Origin of the sequence: Marivita sp. (assembly GCF_048006345.1) — a bacterium.
GTDB lineage: Bacteria > Pseudomonadota > Alphaproteobacteria > Rhodobacterales > Rhodobacteraceae > Marivita.
This window is the reverse complement of sequence record NZ_CP180351.1, coordinates 4,461,865-4,482,133: the sequence shown is the minus strand read 5'-3', so window position 1 is coordinate 4,482,133 and position 20,269 is coordinate 4,461,865. Positions and strand designations below refer to the sequence as shown.

General features: G+C 58.9%; 33 protein-coding genes. 7 read left to right on the top strand and 26 right to left on the bottom strand.

Annotation, left to right across the window (positions count from 1 at the left end):
• The first annotated feature begins 18 nt into the window (after positions 1-18).
• From ACMVPR_RS21830 to ACMVPR_RS21815, 4 genes are all read left to right on the top strand, one after another.
• Entirely contained in the window at positions 19-1,221 is a 1,203-nt protein-coding gene (locus tag ACMVPR_RS21830) for a pyridoxal phosphate-dependent aminotransferase (RefSeq protein ID WP_416884558.1), read from the top strand.
• 110 nt (positions 1,222-1,331) lie between these two features.
• Positions 1,332-1,745 (top strand): hypothetical protein, encoded by a 414-nt coding sequence (locus ACMVPR_RS21825; protein WP_300581563.1) that lies wholly within the window; start codon positions 1,332-1,334, stop codon positions 1,743-1,745.
• Positions 1,746-1,820: 75 nt separating this feature from the next.
• A complete protein-coding gene (parE, locus tag ACMVPR_RS21820) occupies positions 1,821-3,779 on the top strand; it encodes a DNA topoisomerase IV subunit B (RefSeq protein ID WP_416884557.1) in 1,959 nt (652 codons plus the stop codon).
• 39 nt (positions 3,780-3,818) lie between these two features.
• A complete protein-coding gene (locus ACMVPR_RS21815) occupies positions 3,819-4,313 on the top strand; it encodes a hypothetical protein (RefSeq protein WP_416884556.1) in 495 nt (164 codons plus the stop codon).
• 93 nt (positions 4,314-4,406) lie between these two features.
• On the opposite strand, the gene rplQ is transcribed toward ACMVPR_RS21815, so the two are convergent.
• From rplQ to ACMVPR_RS21785, 6 genes are all read right to left on the bottom strand, one after another.
• Positions 4,407-4,829 carry a 50S ribosomal protein L17 gene (rplQ, locus tag ACMVPR_RS21810; RefSeq protein ID WP_416884555.1) on the bottom strand — a complete coding sequence of 141 codons (423 nt, stop codon included), beginning with the start codon at positions 4,827-4,829 and terminating at the stop codon, positions 4,407-4,409.
• A gap of 121 nt (positions 4,830-4,950) precedes the next feature.
• Positions 4,951-5,967 carry a DNA-directed RNA polymerase subunit alpha gene (locus ACMVPR_RS21805; RefSeq protein ID WP_416884554.1) on the bottom strand — a complete coding sequence of 339 codons (1,017 nt, stop codon included), beginning with the start codon at positions 5,965-5,967 and terminating at the stop codon, positions 4,951-4,953.
• 115 nt (positions 5,968-6,082) lie between these two features.
• On the bottom strand, positions 6,083-6,475 hold the full coding sequence (gene rpsK, locus ACMVPR_RS21800) for a 30S ribosomal protein S11 (RefSeq protein ID WP_021693342.1): 393 nt from the start codon (positions 6,473-6,475) through the stop codon (positions 6,083-6,085).
• Positions 6,476-6,490: 15 nt separating this feature from the next.
• Complete coding sequence (gene rpsM, locus ACMVPR_RS21795; protein ID WP_292268151.1) at positions 6,491-6,859, bottom strand: 30S ribosomal protein S13; 369 nt, start codon at positions 6,857-6,859, stop codon at positions 6,491-6,493.
• Between the two features lie 201 nt (positions 6,860-7,060).
• Complete coding sequence (locus ACMVPR_RS21790; RefSeq protein WP_416884553.1) at positions 7,061-7,282, bottom strand: helix-turn-helix domain-containing protein; 222 nt, start codon at positions 7,280-7,282, stop codon at positions 7,061-7,063.
• Positions 7,282-7,803, bottom strand: a complete 522-nt coding sequence (locus ACMVPR_RS21785; protein WP_416884552.1) for a hypothetical protein — start codon at positions 7,801-7,803, stop codon at positions 7,282-7,284. Before ACMVPR_RS21785 ends, ACMVPR_RS21790 begins: the two co-directional genes overlap by 1 nt.
• 68 nt (positions 7,804-7,871) lie before the next feature.
• On the opposite strand from ACMVPR_RS21785, the gene ACMVPR_RS21780 reads away from it, so the two are divergent.
• On the top strand, positions 7,872-8,408 hold the full coding sequence (locus tag ACMVPR_RS21780; RefSeq protein WP_416884551.1) for a hypothetical protein: 537 nt from the start codon (positions 7,872-7,874) through the stop codon (positions 8,406-8,408).
• Here ACMVPR_RS21780 and ACMVPR_RS21775 read toward each other — a convergent pair.
• From ACMVPR_RS21775 to ACMVPR_RS21760, 4 genes are all read right to left on the bottom strand, one after another.
• Positions 8,405-9,049, bottom strand: a complete 645-nt coding sequence (locus ACMVPR_RS21775; RefSeq protein ID WP_416884550.1) for an adenylate kinase — start codon at positions 9,047-9,049, stop codon at positions 8,405-8,407. The genes ACMVPR_RS21780 and ACMVPR_RS21775 overlap by 4 nt on opposite strands.
• Positions 9,046-10,410 (bottom strand): preprotein translocase subunit SecY, encoded by a 1,365-nt coding sequence (gene secY, locus ACMVPR_RS21770; RefSeq protein WP_416884549.1) that lies wholly within the window; start codon positions 10,408-10,410, stop codon positions 9,046-9,048. Before secY ends, ACMVPR_RS21775 begins: the two co-directional genes overlap by 4 nt.
• A 104-nt stretch (positions 10,411-10,514) precedes the next feature.
• Positions 10,515-10,988: a 50S ribosomal protein L15 gene (gene rplO, locus ACMVPR_RS21765; RefSeq protein WP_292268141.1), complete on the bottom strand. Its 474-nt coding sequence runs from the start codon at positions 10,986-10,988 to the stop codon at positions 10,515-10,517.
• 138 nt (positions 10,989-11,126) lie between these two features.
• Positions 11,127-11,606 carry a papain-like cysteine protease family protein gene (locus ACMVPR_RS21760; RefSeq protein WP_416884548.1) on the bottom strand — a complete coding sequence of 160 codons (480 nt, stop codon included), beginning with the start codon at positions 11,604-11,606 and terminating at the stop codon, positions 11,127-11,129.
• A gap of 219 nt (positions 11,607-11,825) precedes the next feature.
• On the opposite strand from ACMVPR_RS21760, the gene ACMVPR_RS21755 reads away from it, so the two are divergent.
• Positions 11,826-12,530: a vWA domain-containing protein gene (locus ACMVPR_RS21755; protein WP_300584882.1), complete on the top strand. Its 705-nt coding sequence runs from the start codon at positions 11,826-11,828 to the stop codon at positions 12,528-12,530.
• Positions 12,531-12,611: 81 nt separating this feature from the next.
• Here the strand turns inward: ACMVPR_RS21755 and rpmD are convergent, their stop codons facing one another.
• The 11 genes from rpmD to rpmC form a co-directional block, all read right to left on the bottom strand.
• Positions 12,612-12,800, bottom strand: coding sequence for a 50S ribosomal protein L30 (gene rpmD / locus ACMVPR_RS21750; RefSeq protein ID WP_292268137.1), 189 nt, complete (start codon positions 12,798-12,800; stop codon positions 12,612-12,614).
• 5 nt (positions 12,801-12,805) lie between these two features.
• The gene (gene rpsE, locus ACMVPR_RS21745) at positions 12,806-13,390 is read right to left on the bottom strand and encodes a 30S ribosomal protein S5 (protein WP_416884547.1); all 585 of its coding nucleotides are present in this window, start codon (positions 13,388-13,390) and stop codon (positions 12,806-12,808) included.
• Between the two features lie 165 nt (positions 13,391-13,555).
• Positions 13,556-13,909, bottom strand: a complete 354-nt coding sequence (gene rplR / locus ACMVPR_RS21740; protein ID WP_292268135.1) for a 50S ribosomal protein L18 — start codon at positions 13,907-13,909, stop codon at positions 13,556-13,558.
• Positions 13,910-13,921: 12 nt separating this feature from the next.
• Positions 13,922-14,455 carry a 50S ribosomal protein L6 gene (rplF, locus tag ACMVPR_RS21735; RefSeq protein WP_416884546.1) on the bottom strand — a complete coding sequence of 178 codons (534 nt, stop codon included), beginning with the start codon at positions 14,453-14,455 and terminating at the stop codon, positions 13,922-13,924.
• Between the two features lie 12 nt (positions 14,456-14,467).
• The gene (gene rpsH / locus ACMVPR_RS21730; protein ID WP_292268132.1) at positions 14,468-14,860 is read right to left on the bottom strand and encodes a 30S ribosomal protein S8; all 393 of its coding nucleotides are present in this window, start codon (positions 14,858-14,860) and stop codon (positions 14,468-14,470) included.
• Positions 14,861-14,872: 12 nt separating this feature from the next.
• On the bottom strand, positions 14,873-15,178 hold the full coding sequence (gene rpsN / locus ACMVPR_RS21725; protein WP_292268131.1) for a 30S ribosomal protein S14: 306 nt from the start codon (positions 15,176-15,178) through the stop codon (positions 14,873-14,875).
• Positions 15,179-15,191: 13 nt separating this feature from the next.
• Positions 15,192-15,752: a 50S ribosomal protein L5 gene (gene rplE / locus ACMVPR_RS21720; RefSeq protein ID WP_292268130.1), complete on the bottom strand. Its 561-nt coding sequence runs from the start codon at positions 15,750-15,752 to the stop codon at positions 15,192-15,194.
• A complete protein-coding gene (gene rplX, locus ACMVPR_RS21715) occupies positions 15,745-16,056 on the bottom strand; it encodes a 50S ribosomal protein L24 (RefSeq protein WP_416884545.1) in 312 nt (103 codons plus the stop codon). Before rplX ends, rplE begins: the two co-directional genes overlap by 8 nt.
• Complete coding sequence (gene rplN, locus ACMVPR_RS21710) at positions 16,056-16,424, bottom strand: 50S ribosomal protein L14 (RefSeq protein ID WP_007427594.1); 369 nt, start codon at positions 16,422-16,424, stop codon at positions 16,056-16,058. The genes rplX and rplN overlap by 1 nt, the downstream gene beginning before the upstream one ends.
• A gap of 77 nt (positions 16,425-16,501) precedes the next feature.
• A complete protein-coding gene (rpsQ, locus tag ACMVPR_RS21705) occupies positions 16,502-16,732 on the bottom strand; it encodes a 30S ribosomal protein S17 (RefSeq protein ID WP_292268127.1) in 231 nt (76 codons plus the stop codon).
• A gap of 15 nt (positions 16,733-16,747) precedes the next feature.
• Positions 16,748-16,954 (bottom strand): 50S ribosomal protein L29, encoded by a 207-nt coding sequence (gene rpmC, locus ACMVPR_RS21700; RefSeq protein ID WP_292063933.1) that lies wholly within the window; start codon positions 16,952-16,954, stop codon positions 16,748-16,750.
• A gap of 182 nt (positions 16,955-17,136) precedes the next feature.
• Between rpmC and ACMVPR_RS21695 the strand changes: the two genes are divergently transcribed.
• Positions 17,137-17,757 carry a 2OG-Fe(II) oxygenase family protein gene (locus ACMVPR_RS21695; RefSeq protein WP_416884544.1) on the top strand — a complete coding sequence of 207 codons (621 nt, stop codon included), beginning with the start codon at positions 17,137-17,139 and terminating at the stop codon, positions 17,755-17,757.
• Here the strand turns inward: ACMVPR_RS21695 and ACMVPR_RS21690 are convergent, their stop codons facing one another.
• The 5 genes from ACMVPR_RS21690 to rpsS all read right to left on the bottom strand — a co-directional run bounded on the left by ACMVPR_RS21690 (position 17,758) and on the right by rpsS (position 20,266).
• On the bottom strand, positions 17,758-18,120 hold the full coding sequence (locus ACMVPR_RS21690; RefSeq protein ID WP_416884543.1) for a type II toxin-antitoxin system death-on-curing family toxin: 363 nt from the start codon (positions 18,118-18,120) through the stop codon (positions 17,758-17,760).
• Between the two features lie 354 nt (positions 18,121-18,474).
• The gene (rplP, locus tag ACMVPR_RS21685) at positions 18,475-18,888 is read right to left on the bottom strand and encodes a 50S ribosomal protein L16 (RefSeq protein ID WP_188483779.1); all 414 of its coding nucleotides are present in this window, start codon (positions 18,886-18,888) and stop codon (positions 18,475-18,477) included.
• Between the two features lie 2 nt (positions 18,889-18,890).
• Positions 18,891-19,604: a 30S ribosomal protein S3 gene (rpsC, locus tag ACMVPR_RS21680; RefSeq protein ID WP_292268125.1), complete on the bottom strand. Its 714-nt coding sequence runs from the start codon at positions 19,602-19,604 to the stop codon at positions 18,891-18,893.
• Positions 19,604-19,984 carry a 50S ribosomal protein L22 gene (gene rplV, locus ACMVPR_RS21675; RefSeq protein ID WP_292268124.1) on the bottom strand — a complete coding sequence of 127 codons (381 nt, stop codon included), beginning with the start codon at positions 19,982-19,984 and terminating at the stop codon, positions 19,604-19,606. The genes rpsC and rplV overlap by 1 nt, the downstream gene beginning before the upstream one ends.
• A gap of 3 nt (positions 19,985-19,987) precedes the next feature.
• Entirely contained in the window at positions 19,988-20,266 is a 279-nt protein-coding gene (rpsS, locus tag ACMVPR_RS21670; RefSeq protein WP_085628850.1) for a 30S ribosomal protein S19, read from the bottom strand.
• Positions 20,267-20,269 lie beyond the last annotated feature (3 nt).

Here is a 20,269-nt window from a genome sequence, read left to right as displayed (position 1 = left end):
CACAAACAGGGGCCGACCATGCCGTTTCTTTCCGACACACTTGCCCGCGTCAGTCCCTCTCCCACCGTGGCCGTTTCGCAAAAGGCGATGGAGCTGAAGGCAGCGGGTCACGATGTCATTGGCTTGGGTGCCGGTGAGCCAGACTTTGACACGCCGGACAACATTAAGGCCGCTGCAATTGCGGCGATCGAAGCGGGAAAAACGAAGTACACCGCAGTCGATGGCATCCCCGAGGTCAAACTGGCGATCTGCGCCAAGTTCAAGCGTGAGAACGGTTTGGACTACACGCCGTCTCAGGTGACGGTTTCCACAGGCGGAAAGCAGGTGCTGTATAACGCTCTGCTGGCCACACTGAACCCCGGCGACGAGGTGATTATCCCAGCCCCCTATTGGGTCAGCTATCCCGACATGGTGCGCCTTGGCGGCGGCGAACCGGTGATCGTGGAAACGACACTCGAAGACGGGTTCCGCATTTCCCCAGAAGCGCTTGAGGCGGCGATCACGCCCAAGACCAAGTGGTTCATCTTCAATTCGCCGTCGAATCCGACGGGTGCGGGCTATGGCCACAACCAGTTGAAAGCATTGACGGATGTTTTGATGCGCCACCCGCATGTCTGGGTGATGACCGACGACATGTACGAACATCTAGCCTATGACGGCTTTCAGTTCTGCACCCCCGCGCAGGTCGAGCCGGGGCTGTATGATCGCACGCTGACGGTGAACGGCGTGTCGAAATCCTATGCGATGACGGGCTGGCGTATCGGCTATGCGGCGGGACCGGAACACTTGATCGCGGCGATGCGCAAGCTTCAATCACAATCCACGACCAACCCCTGCTCGATCAGCCAATGGGCGACGGTTGAAGCGTTGAACGGACCTCAGGAGTTTCTGGCCGAGCGCAATGAGGCGTTCCGTAAGCGGCGGGATCTCGTGGTGGCCGGTCTGAACGCCTGCGAGGGCATCACCTGTGCCGTACCGGAGGGCGCGTTCTATGTGTACCCGTCCATCGCGGGCTGTATTGGCAAGACCAGTGCGGGCGGTACTCTGATCGACACCGACGAAGCCTTTGCCACGGCATTGCTGGAAGAACACGGCGTTGCGGTTGTTTTTGGTGCCGCGTTCGGCCTTAGCCCTTATTTCCGCGTCAGCTATGCCACTTCGGATGAGGCCTTGACGGAGGCCTGTAATCGCATCCAGGCTTTCTGCGCGGGTCTGTCCTGATACAGGCTTGAGGTTCTTTAAAGAAATTTCCCCGTGAGCCATGTCAGACAAAGGCTGGTTTACCTTAACGTGAGTTGTTAGCCTGTCGGCAATACAGGCGAGAGGCGAATATGGCTGGAGACCTGCCCGATTACTATTTCAGGGTACGCGAAAACGGCGCTCTTGTGTTTCGAGTGGATACAGAGAACCCGCAACGACGGATCGAGATGGACCAGATCGCCGTGGTCAACATCCGCAATGGTGAGATCAAACCTCATGGCGAGCGCACTCTGAGCGAAGACGATGTGTCGGTCATTCGCGATTGGATGCAAGACCGGCAAACCATTCTGGCAGATCGTGATGTGGATGACATCCTGCGGACCGTCGACCATTTGAACCTCACCACCCAATGGGCCCAATCCCGCGCCACCCGCGAACAGCTTGAAACGGTGACGGATGCGCTGCTTCTCGCGATGCACGACCTGCGCGGTGTGCTGGTGCGCCGCAAGGCCGAGCGATTGATGGGCGATGACAAGCCCAGCTAGGCCACGCTAGCGCTTCCCCCCTGCGCAACGCTCTGTCATACTGGCCCGCAAAGCAACAAACACAGAGCAGCTGCCATGGCCGAAGACCTCCTCTCCGGACACGAACCGACCGACTATGATGCCTCGTCAATCGAGGTGCTGGAAGGGCTGGAACCCGTTCGCAAGCGCCCCGGCATGTATATTGGCGGCACGGATGAACGCGCGCTGCATCATCTTGTGGCCGAGGTTCTGGACAACTCGATGGACGAGGCGGTGGCGGGACACGCCAACCGGATCGAGGTCGAGTTGCACGAGGATTACGCCGTCACCATCCGCGACAACGGGCGCGGCATCCCGATTGACCCGCACCCGAAATTTCCCGGCAAATCCGCGCTTGAGGTGATCCTGTGTACCCTGCACGCGGGCGGCAAGTTTTCGGGCGACGCCTACGAGACATCGGGCGGTCTGCACGGTGTCGGTGCCTCTGTGGTGAACGCGCTGTCCGATTCGATGGTGGTGCAGGTCGCGCGGAACAAGGAAGTCTACGAACAGCGCTTCTCGCGCGGGGTGCCGCTTGGCCCTGTGGCCAAGGTTGGTCAGGCGCCGAACCGGCGCGGGACGACAGTCACCTTCCACGCGGACGAGCAGATTTTCGGATCGCACCGGTTCAAACCCGCTCGCCTGCTCAAGATGGTGCGCTCCAAGGCCTATCTGTTTTCCGGGGTCGAGATCCGCTGGAAATCCGCGATCAACGACGGGGAAACACCGACCGAGGCCACGTTCCACTTTCCCGGCGGCCTCGCCGATTACCTGACCGAGACTTTGGGCGGGGCGTCCACCTATGCGGACAAGCCATTCGCCGGCACTGTGGAGTTTCGTGAAAAGTTCAACGCGCCGGGCAAAGTCGAATGGGCGATCAACTGGACACCGTCGCGCGACGGGTTCATCCAGTCCTACTGTAACACCGTTCCCACGCCCGAAGGCGGCACGCATGAGGCCGGGTTCTGGGCCGCGATCCTCAAGGGCATCCGCGCCTATGGAGAGCTGATCAACAACAAGAAGGCCGCGCAGATCACCCGCGACGACCTGATCACGGGCGGATGTGCATTGGTGTCCTGTTTCATCCGCGAACCGGAATTTGTGGGTCAGACCAAGGATCGCCTTGCGACAACCGAGGCGCAGCGCCTGGTCGAAGGCGCGGTGCGTGACCATTTCGACAACTGGCTGGCAGCAGATACGAAATCGGCGGGTGCGATCCTCGACTTTCTTGTCCTGCGCGCCGAAGAGCGGTTGCGGCGGCGACAGGAGAAAGAGACCCAGCGCAAGTCGGCGACGAAGAAGCTGCGACTTCCGGGCAAGCTGGTCGATTGCTCATCCGCGACCCGCGAGGGAACAGAGTTGTTCATCGTCGAGGGCGACTCGGCCGGTGGATCGGCCAAGATGGCACGGGACCGCAAGACACAGGCGCTCTTGCCGCTGCGGGGGAAAATCCTGAACGTTCTGGGTGCTGCCTCCTCCAAATTGGGGACCAATGCCGAGATCAGCGATCTGACACAGGCCTTGGGTGTGGGCCTTGGGACGAAATTCAATGTCGACGATCTGCGTTACGAAAAGATTATCATCATGACGGATGCCGACGTGGACGGCGCCCATATTGCCTCGCTTTTGATGACATTTTTCTTCACCCAGATGCGCCCGATGATCGACGCAGGCCACCTCTACCTCGCCTGCCCTCCGCTTTATCGCCTGACGCAAGGGGCCAAGCGGCTCTACGTGGCGGACGATGCCGAGAAAGAACGGATGATGGAAAAGGGCCTTGGCGGCAAAGGCAAGATTGACGTCCAGCGTTTCAAGGGTCTGGGCGAGATGGACGCGAAGGACCTCAAGGAAACCACGATGGATCCGGCCTCGCGCAAGCTCATTCGGGTGACCATCGACGAGGACGAACCGGGCGAAACCGGCGATCTGGTGGAACGGCTGATGGGGAAGAAACCCGAGCTGCGGTTCCAGTATATTCAGGAAAACGCGCGGTTTGTTGAGGAGTTGGATGTTTAAACTCAGCGTTAACCATTCAATGGCACGCTCTGTTCCAACATGGAAACCGTACAGTTCAAACTTCCCGAAGAGATGATGCGAGTCGGTGCCAGACTTGCACGGGAAGACGACATCACGCTGGGTCAATTGGTCCGCAATCTCTTGGCGAAAGAAATTTCCCGTCGCATGAATGCGAGACCGCCCAATCGGGCGGACGAGCACCTCGTCGCGCCCTTGCGCGCGCGCCTCGCCCAAGACTTCGCCTTCGCCAAAACATGGGCAGACCTGCAGCAACGGCTACGCGCAAAAGGATACGAGTTACGTCCAGCGGGTGGTGGGTTGGCACTGCATCGACATCCCTCAGGAATTCGCGTTTGCAAGGCATCTGAACTCGGGTTCGGCTACAGCAAACTGATCGAACGGTTCAGAACCGCCTTTCCCGGACATACTCATACATGGATCGCTGAGCGATTTGGTGCATCTTCGACAATAACCAGAGAGGATGATCTGACGGTCTTGGACGAAGAAGACACGTCACGAAGTGCCGTAACTTAGTTTTACCCAAAAACAGCACCTTTCGCGGCCTTCCAAAAACGAAAAAGCCCCGCCACATGGGCGGGGCCGTGATCGTGCCACTGGGGCGTGATCTTATTCTTCGTCTGCCGCTTCGAACTCGGCGATGCGGGCCTTGTCAGCCGCGCCTTTGGCGTCGACATCGCGGTCGACGAATTCGATGATCGCCATCGGTGCCATGTCGCCATAGCGGAAGCCGGCCTTCAGGATGCGGACATAGCCGCCCTGACGCTCGGTGTAACGCGGGCCAAGGATGTCGAACAGCTTGGTGACCAGCATGTCCTGCTTGAGGGCGGCGCGCGCCTGACGGCGGGCGTGCAGATCGCCGCGCTTGCCCAGCGTGATCAGCTTTTCAACGATCGGGCGCAGTTCTTTTGCCTTGGGCAGGGTTGTCTTGATTTGCTCATGTTCGATGAGCGAGCCAGCCATGTTCGCGAAAAGCGCCTTGCGGTGCTCATGGGTGCGGTTCAGGCGGCGGTAGCCTCGTGCGTGACGCATGTGTCTTCTCCTAATGTGCCCTCTACGGGCGTTTTTGCTTTGTCCGGCCCCCGATGCGTGTCAGGGACTCTCCTTGGGGCGGGTGCCCGATCGGGTGAGAGTTGCCCCTCACCCAAAGTTCTTAAAAGTTGTCTTCCAGCTTTTTCGCCAGGTCTTCGATGTTGTCTGGCGGCCAATCCTCGACATCCATGCCAAGGTGCAGGCCCATGCCGGACAGCACTTCCTTGATCTCGTTCAGCGACTTGCGGCCGAAGTTCGGGGTGCGGAGCATCTCGGCTTCGGTTTTCTGAATGAGATCGCCGATATAGACGATGTTGTCGTTCTTCAGGCAGTTCGCAGAGCGGACGCTGAGTTCCAGCTCATCCACCTTCTTGAGCAGGAGCGGGTTGAACTCAAGACCATCGTCGTCGTCCTGCGGGCGTGCCGATTCCGGCTCGTCGAAGTTGACGAAGATCGACAGCTGGTCCTGAATGATGCGCGCAGCATAGGCGACGGCATCTTCCGGGGTCAGCGACCCATCGGTTTCGATCTTCATGGTCAGCTTGTCATAGTCCAGAACCTGACCTTCGCGGGTCGGCTGAACGTCATAGGCGACCTTCTTGACCGGCGAATAGATCGCGTCGATCGGCATCAGGCCGATGGGCGCATCTTCGGGGCGGTTCTTGTCGGCCGAGACATAGCCTTTGCCGGTGTTGACCGTCAGTTCCATGTAGAGATCCGCACCATCGTCGAGGTGGCAGATCACGTGGTCGCGGTTCAGCACTTCGATGCCGTTGGTTTCCGAGATATCACCCGCAGTGACGACGCCCGGACCCTTGGCGTTGATCGACACGCGCTTGGGACCTTCGACTTCCATGCGGAGCGACACACCCTTGAGGTTCAGAACGATGTCGGTCACGTCTTCGCGGACACCAGCAACGCTGGAGAACTCGTGCAGAACGTTGTCGATCTGAACGCTGGTGATGGCTGCGCCCTGAAGCGACGACAGCAGAACGCGACGCAGCGCGTTGCCGAGCGTGAGACCAAAGCCCCGCTCGAGCGGTTCGGCAACAAGGGTTGCCACGCGCGACGGATCAGCGCCCGGCTTGACCTCAAGCTGTGTCGGCTTGATCAGTTCTGCCCAGTTTTTGTGGATCATGCGTCCCTCCATTCTTGTTTCTGCCCCATGTCCGAAAGGCAAAAACGCCCGAGGTTAAAATGACGAAAGCATGACCCCACCCAATGGTGAGGCCATGCCATTGTTGTGCTCGCTTTTAGACGCGGCGGCGCTTCGGCGGACGGCAGCCGTTATGCGCCATCGGGGTCACATCACGGATCGAGGTGATGTTGAAGCCGACAGCTGCCAGCGCGCGCAGAGCCGATTCACGACCCGAACCGGGGCCCTGAACTTCGACTTCGAGCGTCTTGACGCCATGTTCCTGTGCCTTGCGGCCCGCATCTTCGGCAGCCAGCTGGGCCGCGTAAGGTGTGGATTTCCGCGAGCCTTTGAAGCCCATGGTACCGGCAGACGACCACGAAATGGCGTTGCCCTGCACGTCGGAGATCAGGATCTTGGTGTTGTTGAAGCTGGAGTTCACATGTGCGACGCCAGCTGCGATGTTCTTGGAGACCTTCTTCTTGCCTCCGCGACGGGTATCACGTGCCATTGGTGCAGACCTCCCTTATTTCTTCTTACCGGCAATGGCCTTTGCGGGGCCTTTGCGGGTACGAGCGTTGGTGTGGGTCCGCTGACCGCGTACGGGCAGGTTACGACGATGACGGAGGCCGCGGTAGCAGCCGAGGTCCATCAGGCGCTTGATGTTCATCTGCACTTCGCGGCGCAGGTCGCCTTCGACAGTGTAGTTCGCATCGATGTGTTCCCGAATGGCGAGCACTTCTGCATCGCTCAGTTCGTTGACACGGCGGGTGACGTCGATGTTGACCGCTTCGCAAATGGCTTTTGCAGAGGTATGGCCAATACCGGTGATATAGGTGAGGGCGATTGGAACACGCTTCCCTGTGGGAATGTTCACGCCAGCAATACGTGCCACGTATGACTTCCTTTTCGTTGCGGGTCCGTAACGCCAGACCCTTTTTTCACAACATAAGGCCCTTCGGTTTTACCCTTGGGGCCCCCAGCTGATCAGGTGATCCGCAGACGGGCGCGACCCGCGCTGCGACGGTGATTCTCGGTTAAGAGATGGCGGTAGATAGGAGTGATTGGCGGTGGCGTCAAGGGCGGAGAACCCGCCTCAGGCATCTTTATCCACAAGCGGCGCCGCTTCAAGAATATCGCCCGGCTGGCACTGCAAAACCTCGCAGATCCGCGCCAGCGTATTGAACCGGATACCCTTGACCTTGCCGGTGCGCAAGAGACTGACATTCTGTTCCGAGATGCCGATCTGTTCCGCCAGATCCCGGGCCTTCATCTTGCGCTGTGCCAACACAACGTCGAGCCGCACGATGATCTCCATCAGACGAACCCGCGCATGTCGTCCACGGCGCGCGCCGCCTCGACCATGCTGCGCCCGATCACCACCATCAGACCCGCCGCCAGTAGCAGCCCGACCTGGGCGAAACCGAACTGGATCGCCAGCATCCGTTCGCCATCGACATTGGCCGAGGTGAGCATCAGGATCTGCACGGTCCGCGTCGCAACCTGCGCCACGGCGATCACCACCATCCCGACCCCGAGATTGCGGATGATCTGCGCCGCCTCAAGCGTGAGCGCGCGATTTCCGCGATAGAGCGCAAATAGAGCCTGCGCCTGATACAAGACCCAAGCGCCAATGAGCCACGGAACAAGGCCCACGATCCCGGCGCAAATGATCTGATCGTCGCTTTGCATTTCGGATACCGGCACATCCGGGAAAGCCGCCCGGATCGCCTCGGGCGAGAACTGCCCCATCAGGATAAGCACAACCAAAATCACAGGAGCCGCAACGAGCGTCGTCCATGTGCCGAAATAAAGAACTGTGGGCAGAGTGAGACGCATTTTTCCCTCCTTGTCAGATCGATATTTATCGTTTTACAATAATTTTTAAACGAATCAAGGAAATATTTATGCGCTTGACATCAATTCTAGCCGCAATCGCCCTCGTCGGATGCAGCTCCATTGACCCCAGTGCCCTTGCGGCGCTGTCGAAACTGTCGCCTCTCACAGCAAATCCGGACGACATCCGCGCGGGCATAAACTTGCCCGTTGGCGTCACAATCCCCCCGGACGGCGCCGTTCTGACCTTTGCCGCAACGCGGTCTGACACAGGACAAGCGGACATGGGTGTGTTCGAATTGGAGAGGTTGGAAACCGCGCAGGGGATGCTGCTCTTCCGTCTCGATCCAGAAGACCGCGCGGAGTACATTCGACTGCGGGACTTGTTCAATGCATGGGAAACAGACGCACCGCGCGCAACCAATGGCACATTCTCGATCACGGTGGCAGCTTGCAGAACCGGGTCGGGCCCAGACCCCGAGGCGACCTTCTCGGTCTATGTCGCAACAGCGGCTGATGCGCCGCTGTCGGTTTTGGTTGAAGATGCCCCCATCAAGGACGCGCTTGAGGCGGCCCGTAGTGCGGGAGCATCGGAGCGCTGCGATTAGGCGTCGAGCACCTTGGCGATGTCCGCTTTCACGGCGGACATTTCGCCCAGACCGTCAACAGACGACAGTTGCCCCTTGGCGTAGTAGTAGCCAATCAGCGGCGAGGTCTTTTTGTAGTACTCCATCAAACGCTGCTTGAGGCTGTCCTCATTGTCGTCCGCACGGCGCTTGAATTCAGTGCCGCCGCAGTTGGAGCACTTGCCATCCGCCGGGATCGGCTTGGTGTGGTCGTTAAAGACCTCGCCGCAGGAGCCGCAGGTGGAGCGTGCCGTGATGCGGGCGACAAGTGCATTGTCGTCGACCTGCATCTCGATCACCGCATCCAGCGTCTCGCCCGTCTCAGCCAGAAGCGCGCCTAGCGCATCGGCTTGGGCGAGTGTGCGAGGGAAGCCATCAAAGATGAAACCACCCTTTTTGTCTCCGCCCAGCTTTTCGCGGATGAGACCGATGACGATCTCGTCCGTGACCAGTTCACCGCGGGCCATGACGTCTGCCACGACCTTGCCCATTTCCGTGCCACTGTCCTTGGCTTCGCGCAGCATGTCGCCGGTCGAAAGCTGGATCATGTCACGTTCGTCACAAAGGAACCGCGCCTGAGTGCCTTTGCCCGCACCTGGCGGGCCTAACAGTATGATGTTCATCGACGCGCCGGGCTCCGTCTTTTGCCTTTGGCCTTACCCTTACCGCGCAGTTGCGACTTTTGAATGAGACCTTCGTACTGGTGGGCCAGAAGATGGCTCTGCACCTGCTGGATCGTGTCCATCGTCACCGACACCACGATCAGCACGGATGTACCGCCAAAGTAGAACGGGATCGCGAACTGACCGCGCAGAATTTCTGGCAGCAGACAGACCGCGGTCAGGTAGGCCGAGCCCAGAACCAGCACGCGGTTGACCACGTATTCGAGATACTCGGCCGTCTTTTTACCCGGACGGATGCCCGGAACAAAGCCATTCTGGTTCTTCAAGTTGTCGGCCACATCATCCACCTTGAACGACACGTTGAAGGTGTAGAAGTAAGCGAAGAAGACGATCATCGCCCCGAAGAACAACAGGTACAGCGGCTGTCCCGGCCCGAAATAGGCAAGGATCGTCGACATGACCGGGCCGGTCTGCTGACCACTGAAGGTGCTTATGGTCGTAGGCAACAGCAGAAGCGAGCTGGCAAAGATCGCGGGAATCACGCCCGACGGGTTGACCTTGACCGGCAGATGACTGCTCTGCGCTTCGGCGATTTTCATGCCCATCTGACGACGGGGATATTGAATCGTGATCTTTCGGAGCGCCCGTTCCATGAAGACCACAAACATGATCACCGCAATGACCATGAGGATCACCCCAACGATCACGGCAGGGCTGATCGCACCCGACCGGCCCGACGCAAAGAACTGCGCCAACGCGGCGGGCACTTCAGCGATGATACCAACGAAGATGATCAGCGAGATCCCGTTGCCAACGCCGCGCTGGGTGATCTGTTCCCCCAGCCACATCAGGAACATTGTCCCACCCACAAGGGTGATCACGCAGGACGCGCGGAAGAACCAACCCGGATCAGTCACCAAATCGCCCGCTTCAAGGCTGACGGCAAGGCCGTAGGCCTGGAACGTGGCAAGGAACACCGTGCCGTAACGGGTGTATTGCGCGATCTTCTTGCGACCCGCTTCGCCCTCTTTCTTCAGCTGTTCCAGCGACGGCACCATGGAGGCCAGAAGCTGAACGATGATCGAGGCCGAGATATAGGGCATGATGCCAAGGGCAAAAATGCCCATTCGGCCCAGTGCGCCACCGGTGAACATCGTGAGGATGCCCCCAATCCCCTGCTGCGCCTGCTCCATGAATTCGCGCAGGGCGATGCCATCAATCCCGGGAACGGGGATGAAAGTGCCGATGCGGTAAACGATCAGAAGGCCAAGCGTAAACAGGATGCGGTTGCGCAAATCGGTCGCTTTGCCGAGCGCAGCCCAGCTTGTATTCGCGGCCATTTGTTCTGCTGCTGATACCATGCGGGTCTCTTTTATGATGAACGCCGCCATGAGCGGTCCGGCTCAGGCGGCGTTTGGAAAGCTCTGGAGGCTATGTAAGCGGCGCAGGGGCCGCTCACAACCTCTTATTCGGCAGCCTGCGCGGTTGTGACCGTCAGTGAGCCGCCAGCCTTCTCCACCGCGTCGATCGCGGATTTCGAAGCGCCGGTGACTGCCAGCGTCACTTTCGCAGTGATGTCGCCCTTGGCGAGCACGCGGATGCCGTCCAGCTTGCGACGGACCAGACCGGAGGCGACCAGCGCGTCCTCGTCAATGGTACCCTTCGCGTCAAGCTTGCCAGCATCGACGAATTTCTGGATCAGGCCCAGATTGACCACGGCGAACGCCTTGCGGTTCGGCTTGTTGAAGCCACGCTTCGGCAGACGCTGGTAGAGCGGCATCTGGCCGCCTTCGTAACCGGCAATGGCCACACCCGAACGGGATTTCTGACCCTTGATACCACGGCCACCCATTTTACCGAGGCCGGAGCCCGGACCACGGCCAACGCGCTTCTTGCGCTTGGTTGCGCCGGGATTGTCGCGCAGTTCATGCAGTTTCATATCGCTTCTCCTTTGCCGGAAACGCCCCCGAAGCGATGTGGGACGAACGCGGCTTTTCTTGATTTTAGACTCAGTGACCCTTTGGGCCACCGGGGGCGTATAGAGGGTTGCCCATTCCGGATCAAGGGGGCACAGCGCTTATGATCTGGCATTCGGCGGATAATACATCTGCGCGGTGATTGCCGCGACTTTGTTGAAGTCCTCAAGTGGCACGATGTGACCTTTCTTTCCGGTGTCAATGGGCCACGGATCATTGATGAAAACAACATCTCCCATCTCGTCAGTGACGCCCATGATCACAACCGCGTGTTGCCAGAGAAACCCATCAGTTGTGTTGGTCCAAATCGGACCAAAACGTTGCAACGTATTAAGCAGCGAAGGTACAGTAAATTGCGGTCGGTTAGCGGACAGCATCGTGAACCCTTCCGCCCGCGCAAGTCCGGTGTAATCACGCGTCCCTTTGTCCTCGTGCCACTCCTTCTGAAAAGCTTCGGTTTTCTGCTGACCGGTCAATGTGGCAACTCCGGCATAGGCTTTCACCATCCGAATGCTTGCATGCCAGCAACTGTTCGATTTTGTCTGCGGAATAAGTGGCACATCCATCGTGTATTCGGCCATCGTTATAATCTCCTCTAGTTCGTAAACTTGACACCTCAACAGGCATTTGGGTCAAGACTGGGCTGATTCATTCCGCCATCTTGACACTTGCTCCCAAGATACCCTTCGAAACACCCACTCATCGCGGAGGTCCGCAAATCTTGAGTAGAACTACAGATCGCATGCTGCCTCTCCCTCAGACAGCCTTGCGCGCAAGCCCTGCAGTGGCATAGTTGCCTCATGCGACTTGCGCTTGCCCTCGCCCTTCTGCCGACCGTCGTGCATCCTGATTGCACGACCGACGCGATGCTGGTATTCGACGGGTCAACTTCCATGATCGATTCCTCGATGGGCATTCGCGGCCTGCCGAAAATCGCCGAAGCGCAGCGGGCCATGGCCCGCGCCCTGCCCGAGATCGAGGACATTCGCCGTGTCGGATTGATGATTTACGGGCCACAGCAGGTCGGCGACGCCTGCGAAGGCATCTCGCTGCGCTTTCTGCCCATAGAGAAATCTGCAGAACCGATCCTCGAAGCGACGCGCAATTTCGCGCCTGGCGGGCTGACGCCCCTCACGGCCTCGGTCGCACGCGCGGCTGAGGTCATGCAGTACCGCACCGAACCGGGTGTGATCGTCCTGCTCACGGATGGGTCCGAAACATGCGGCGGGCGCCCCTGTGCCCTTGGCGCCGCGCTCGCAGATCAGGCTTATGATCTCACCGTCCACGTGATCGGGTTTCAGCTGAACCCGCATGACGGTTATTTTCAGTGGAACAATCCCGAACAGGAATTCGGCGAAGCCAATGTCGCACGCTGCCTCGCCGATGCGACGGGCGGAATTTACGTCACGACCGAAACCATTGACGAATTGACCGATGCGCTGCGGATGACGCTGGGTTGCCCCGTGATCGGGTGGCGCGTGACCGTCGAAGGGAACGCAGGCTGAACGAAAAAACGCCCGCTGTTGTACAACGGGCGTTCTTCATTCTTCATCCAAGCGCAACAAGGCGCTCAGTCAGCGTATCGCTCAGCCGCGCTCTTCGATGATCTCGACGAGGTGCGGGATGCTGCGCACCATGCCGCGGACCGAAGGGGTGTCTTCGAGTTCGCGTGTGCGGTGCATCTTGTTCAGACCCAGACCGATCAGGGTCTTGCGCTGAACTTCCGGGCGGCGGATCGGGGAACCGATCTGCTTTACAACGATTGTCTTAGCCATGTGGATCAAGCCTCCTCAGCAACGTGGGCGCTGTCCTGCGGAGCGTCTTCACGCTTGGGCAGGATGTCGGCCACTTTCTTGCCACGACGCTGTGCGACGGAGCGCGGGCTGGACTCTTTGCCGAGACCATCAAGCGTGGCGCGGATCATGTTGTAGGGGTTCTGCGAGCCGATCGACTTGGCGACAACGTCCTGAACGCCCAGCATTTCGAACACGGCACGCATCGGACCACCGGCGATGATACCCGTACCGGTCGGTGCTGTGCGCATCACGACCTTGCCGGCGCCATGACGGCCTTCGATGTCGTGGTGCAGCGTGCGGCCTTCGCGCAGCGGCACGCGGATCATCTTGCGCTTGGCTTGCTCGGTTGCCTTGCGGATGGCCTCGGGGACCTCCTTGGCCTTACCTTTGCCAAAGCCGACGCGGCCTTTCTGGTCGCCCACAACGACAAGCGCGGCGAAGCCGAAACGCTTACCACCCTTAACGGTCTTGGACACCCGGTTGATTGCGACAAGGCGATCCGCGAATTCCGGTGCCTGCTCTTCACGTTCGCGGCGATTGCCACGACGATTGTTTTCACGTTCTGCCATCTAGGCATCCTTTGTGTTGTGGGCCACTGGCCCGTTTGACCAATCCAGGTGAGCCTTTCGGTGCTCCCGGATCATCGGGAGGGGTCGCCCCCTCCGCAAAACGTGTGCCGGGCAGAAGCCCGGCCTACGGTGTGTATGAGGTGCGTGCCAGCACGCACCGATCGCTTAGATCTTCAGACCAGCTTCGCGGGCTGCGTCGGCCAAAGCCTTGACGCGGCCGTGAAAGAGGAAACCGCCACGGTCGAAATACGCTTCTTCGATCCCGGCTTTCTTGGCCCGCTCGGCAATTGCCGCGCCAACCTTGGCTGCCGAAGCGACATCGTTCTTGCCGCCAAGCTCTTTTTCCATCGTCGAAGCCGCTGCCAGTGTCACGCCGCGAACGTCGTCGATCAGCTGAACGCTGATGTTCTTGTTCGAGCGGTGAACGCTGAGGCGCACGCGCCCTGCATTGACCTTGCGAAGTTTGTTCCGAACGCGCAGACGGCGCTTCTGGAACAGATCACGTTTACTGTTTGCCATGTCCTTGCGTCCTTACTTCTTCTTGCCTTCCTTCTGGAAGATGTATTCGTCCTTATAGCGAATGCCCTTGCCCTTGTAGGGCTCTGGGCGACGCCATTCACGAATGTTGGCGGCAACCTGACCAACCTGCTGAGCATCGTGACCTTCCACGATAATCTCAGTCTGCTTGGGCACGGTCACAACCACACCTTCCGGAATTTCGAAATCAACGTCATGCGACAAACCGAGGTTCAGTTTCAGGACATTGCCCTGAAGCTGAGCACGGTAACCAACACCCCGAATTTCAAGCTCTTTCTTGAACGTGTTGGTCACGCCATGCACGAGGTTCGCAACCATAGTGCGGGACATGCCCCACTGCTGGCGCGCGCGCTTGGACTTGCCACGCGGAGTCACGGTGATCACGTTGTCTTCAACCGCGATGGTGACATCGTCGGTCGCGGTGAAGCTCTTGGCGCCTTTCGGGCCCTTCACTTCGACGGTCTGGCCAGACACGGATGCAGTGACACCCGAGGGCAGCTCGACCGGCTGTTTACCAATACGAGACATTACCAGACCTCCTTAGAAGACGGTGCAAAGCACTTCGCCGCCAACATTGTGGCTGCGAGCGTTTGCATCGGTCATGACGCCTTTGGACGTGGACACGATCGACACACCCAGACCCTGACGGACCTGCGGGATGTCGTCCACACCCAGATACACACGACGGCCCGGCTTGGACACGCGCTTGAGTTCGCGGATCACGGGTGTGCCATCGTAGTACTTCAGGCTGATTTCATATGCGGGGTGGCCGTTCTTGTCCTTGGTTTCTTCGAAACCGCGGATGTAGCCTTCGTCCGCCATCACCGCGAGAACGCGGCCACGCAGCTTGGACGCCGGTGTCATGGTGGTGGACTTGCCGCGCATCTGTGCGTTGCGGATACGGGTGAGCATATCGCCGATAGGATCGTTCATTCTATGCCCTCCTTACCAGCTCGACTTGACCATACCGGGGGCTTGTCCATTGCTGGCAAGTTCACGAAGCATGATCCGGCTGACCTTGAGTTTACGATAATAGGCGTGCGGACGCCCGGTGAGCTGGCAGCGGTTGTGCAGGCGCGACGGCGCGCTGTTCCGCGGCAGTTTTGCAAGCTTCAGGCGCGCCTTGAAACGCTCTTCCATCGGCTTGCTTTCGTCGTTCGCGATTTCTTTGAGCTCAGCACGCTTGGCCGCGTAACGGGCCACCAGCTTCTGACGCTTCTTTTCGCGTTCAATCATGGATTTCTTCGCCATGGTATCAGTCCCCTCAGGCGTTGAACGGCATGTTGAAGTGCTTCAACAGCGCCTTGGCTTCCGCGTCGGTCTTTGCGGTCGTCGTGATGATGATATCCATGCCCCAAACCTCATCGACCTTGTCGAAGTCGATTTCGGGGAACACGATGTGCTCTTTCATGCCCATGGCAAAGTTGCCACGACCATCAAAGGACGGCTTCACGCCGCGGAAGTCCCGGATGCGGGGCATCGCGATTGTGATCAGACGATCGAGGAAGTCGTACATCCGGTCGCCACGCAGGGTCACCTTGGCACCAAGCGGCATTTCTTCACGAACGCGGAAGCCCGCGATGGATTTCTTTGCCTTGGTGGTCACGGCCTGCTGACCCGCGATCTTCGTCAGGTCCTCAACAGCGGATTTTGCTTTCTTGCTGTCACGGACAGCTTCAGCACCGCAGCCGATGTTCAGCACGATCTTGTCGAGGCGCGGAATCATCATGTCGTTCGAGTAGCCGAACTCTTCCTTCATCGCGGCCTTGATGGCGTCACGATAAATCGTCTTGAGACGCGGGGTGTAGGTTGCAGCATCAAGCATCGATCACATCCCCTGTTGTCTTGGCATAACGGACCTTCTTGTCGCCTTCGATCTTGAAGCCAACGCGGGTCGGTTTGCCGTTCTTGTCAACGATAGCCAGGTTCGACAGGTCGATCGGCATCGCCTTGGGGGTGCGGCCGCCCTGAGTGGTCTGGGACTGGCGCACGTGGCGGATCGCAACGTTCACACCGTCGACGACGGCTTTGCCAGCCTTCGGATCGACGGAGGAAATGGTGCCCGACTTGCCTTTGTCTTTGCCGGCAAGCACGACCACCTTGTCGCCTTTACGGAGTTTCGCAGCCATTACAGCACCTCCGGAGCAAGCGAGATGATTTTCATGAAGTTCTTGGCGCGGAGCTCACGCACAACCGGGCCGAAGATACGCGTACCGACCGGCTCACCTGCGTTGTTCAGGATGACGGCGGCGTTGCGGTCAAAACGGATGGCTGTGCCGTCTTCGCGACGGACTTCTTTGGCGGTGCGCACGACGACGGCCTTACGGACGTCACCTTTCTTCACGCGACCGCGCGGGATGGCTTCCTTCACGGAAACGACGATGATGTCACCCACCGACGCATATTTCCGCTTGGACCCACCCAGAACCTTGATGCACTGAACACGGCGTGCGCCGCTGTTGTCAGCAACATCCAGATTGGTCTGCATCTGGATCATAGTGTTTCTCCCGACGTCCCGGACCGCCTGATAAGGACATTGGCCCGGGGGTTTCGTAAATGCCGAAAGGCTATCGCTTACTCAGCGATAACCTCCCAACGTTTGGTCTTCGATTTGGGGGCGCATTCCTGAATGCGGACAACGTCCCCTACGGCGAATGTCTCGGCCTCATCATGGGCGCGATATTTCTTGGACTTCCGGATCGTCTTCTGAAGAACCGGGTGCTTGAAGCGACGCTCGACCGACACGGTCACGGTCTGAGTATTCGCAGTCGAGGTGACGACACCTTGAAGAATACGCTTGGGCATATCTGTGGCTCCCTCTTACGCGTCGCTGGCCGCAGCGGCGGCCTTCTGGTTCAGCACGGTCTTGATACGTGCCACGTTGCGACGCACCTGACGGATGCGTGCGGTGTTCTCAAGCTGGCTTGTGGCCTGCTGAAAGCGGAGGTTGAAGGCCTCTTTCTTCAGCGCGACAAGCTCATCCCGGAGCTGATCCGGGGTCTTGTCATTCAGTTCCTTGGCGTTCATGCGCCGTTCCTTTCTATCAACATCACCGGAGAGCCCCATCGTTATCGTGGGTCACCCTGATTCCCGGTGGAGGTGGATGAGCGCGCCGTATAGGCCGGACAACCCGATGGCGCAACCCCTTTGTTTACAAGGGGCGACAATGTCCTCTCGCCATCGCCTGCACCGCATATTATGACGGGCACATGAGCACAATATCTTCCCTCTTCGTGACCCGCCTCTACCACGCACCGCTGTCAGAACACGGACCGGCAATTGATGCCAATGAAATGGAAAACTCCTGTTTCGCCATCGCCGAAGATGACGAGGCCGGCCAGCAATGGTGCGAGGACAACGCGTATCCCGGCTACACCTCCTATGCGTCCCTCTCAGACCTGCCCTGGCGCTTTCCGATCTTTGCCGATCTGGTCACATCGCTCGACGCCCATGTGGCCGCTTTTGCCGAGGATCTGGAATTCGGTCTGGACGGGCGCAAGCTGGTGCTTGAGGACCTTTGGATCAACATCTTGCCGGAAGGCGGCTTTCACGCGGCCCACATCCACCCCCATTCGGTGATTTCCGGCACGACCTACGTGTCCATGCCCGAAGGCGCATCCGCGCTGAAGCTGGAAGACCCCCGCCACGCGATGATGATGGCCGCCCCACCCCGCCGCAAAGACGCGCGCGAGGAGATGCGGAACTTCATCTATGTGAAACCTGCGGTCGGTGACGTCCTGCTCTGGGAAAGCTGGCTGCGCCACGAGGTGGTGATGAACCAGTCGGAGGAGGAGCGGGTGTCCGTGAGCTTTAATTATCGGTGGGAGTGATCAGTCGTTTTTTTTGCGGACAAGATGCTGTGCGAACCATTGCTCCAAGTCGACAAACGATAATTTTCCTTGAGCCACATCGACCACGAGATCATCTACCCGTTCGTCATCTGCGATATCGAGGCTGTATCCACTCCGTTCGATGAGCAATTCGGTCAATACCCATGCGGTACGTTTGTTGCCGTCGACGAAACCGTGGTTATTTACCACGCTCTCTAACAACGCCGCTGCTTTTGACCAAATTCGAATATGGTAACCCGAGTAAGGTCTAAAAATTGCAGACTGGATGAGATGCAAACTCACAATGCCCGCACGCCCACCAAACTGCAACGCTATCTCATGCGCGGCGATGGCATCCGCCAAAGTCAGCCTGTAATGCCGTTTAGCGATCAGCTAGTCGCGCAAGCGCGTCCTTCCGACGAGACTTGACGTCTTCCAAAGTCTTTTCCGTCTTTGCAGAACTTTTCGAGATCTTGGACCCGCTTTCCACCGACACAAATCGACCGCTCTTTGCGCCGCGTGATATCCAACCGCCCTCTACAGCCAATTTTGTTGTCTTTTCAGTGCTCACGCTAAAATCCTAACGTAAATCTCTTTGTGTCTTCCGACCTCCAAGATGTGTGATTAAACGACGTTTTTTTCAAGTAAAAACCCCCGGCGTTTTCACACCGGGGGTTTCCTACCTCGTTGGGTGCGTGCTTGGACGCACCGAACCGCTTACCAGTCCTCGCGAACCACGACGCGGGTCTTGATCGGCAGCTTCATCGCGGCCAGACGCAGCGCTTCGCGGGCGACGTCCTCACCGACACCGTCGATTTCGAACATCACGCGGCCCGGCTTCACCTTGGCGGCCCAATAATCGACCGAACCCTTACCTTTACCCATACGGACTTCGGTCGGCTTCGACGTGACCGGAGTATCCGGGAAAATCCGGATCCAGACACGGCCCTGACGCTTCATGTGACGCGTCATGGCACGACGGGCTGCTTCGATCTGACGTGCAGTCACACGCTCAGGCTGAAGCGCCTTGAGGCCGAAGGTGCCAAAGTTCAGATCGGAGCCGCCCTTGGCTTCGCCCTTGATCCGGCCTTTGAACATCTTGCGGAATTTTGTACGCTTTGGTTGAAGCATGATTAGTTCCTCCGACCGCCGCCAGCACCACGCGGTGCGGGACCGTCTTGCAGTTCCTGTGCCTTACGATCCCGAGCGGACGGATCATGCTCCATGATCTCGCCTTTGAAGATCCAGACCTTGATGCCGATGATGCCGTAGGGCGTTTCCGCCTCGACATGGGCATAGTCGATGTCGGCGCGCAGCGTGTGCAGCGGCACACGGCCTTCGCGGTACCATTCAGTCCGTGCGATTTCCGCGCCACCCAGACGGCCGGCAACGTTCACGCGGATCCCAAGGGCACCCATACGCATGGCGTTCTGCACGGCGCGCTTCATGGCACGACGGAAGGACACACGACGCTCGAGCTGCTGGGCGATGCTTTCGCCAACCAGCTGGGCGTCCAGTTCCGGCTTGCGCACTTCAACGATGTTGAGGTGCAGTTCGGAATCAGACATCGCGGCCAGCTTCTTGCGGAGCGTCTCGATGTCCGCGCCTTTCTTGCCGATGATGACGCCCGGACGGGCTGTGTGAATGGTCACGCGGCACTTCTTGTGCGGACGTTCGATGATGACACGGGCCACACCGGCCTGCTTGCACTCTTTCTCGATGAACTCGCGCATTGCGATGTCTTCGAGCAGAAGATTGCCGTAGTCCTTGGTGTCTGCGTACCAGCGGCTGTCCCAGGTGCGGTTCACCTGAAGGCGCATGCCGATCGGATTGGTCTTGTTACCCATTAGGCTTGCTCCTCGACTTGACGCACCTTGATGGTGATCTCCGAAAACGGCTTCATGATCTTGCCGAAACGGCCACGTGCCCGCGGACGGCCACGCTTCATCACGAGGTTCTTGCCCACATAGGCTTCGGCGACGATCAGCTCGTCCACGTCAAGCCCGTGGTTGTTCTCGGCATTGGCGATGGCCGACTGAAGGCATTTCTTCACGTCTGCCGCGATCCGCTTCTTCGAGAAGGTCAGATCGGTCAGCGCCTTGTCCACTTTCTTGCCGCGGATGAGACCAGCGACCAGGTTGAGTTTCTGCGGGCTGGTGCGCAGCATCCGCAGCTTCGCCATGGCTTCGTTGTCAGCCACGCGGCGGGGGTTCTTTTCCTTGCCCATGACTTACTTCCGCTTCGCTTTTTTGTCAGCCGCGTGACCGTAATAGGTCCGGGTCGGCGAATATTCACCGAACTTCTGACCGATCATGTCTTCGGTGACGTTCACAGGAACATGCTTCTGGCCGTTGTAGACGCCAAACGTCAGGCCCACGAACTGGGGCAGGATCGTCGAGCGGCGCGACCAGATCTTGATGACTTCGTTGCGGCCGGATTCACGCGACGCTTCTGCCTTCTTCAAGACATAGGCATCGACGAACGGGCCCTTCCATACAGAGCGCGACATGGT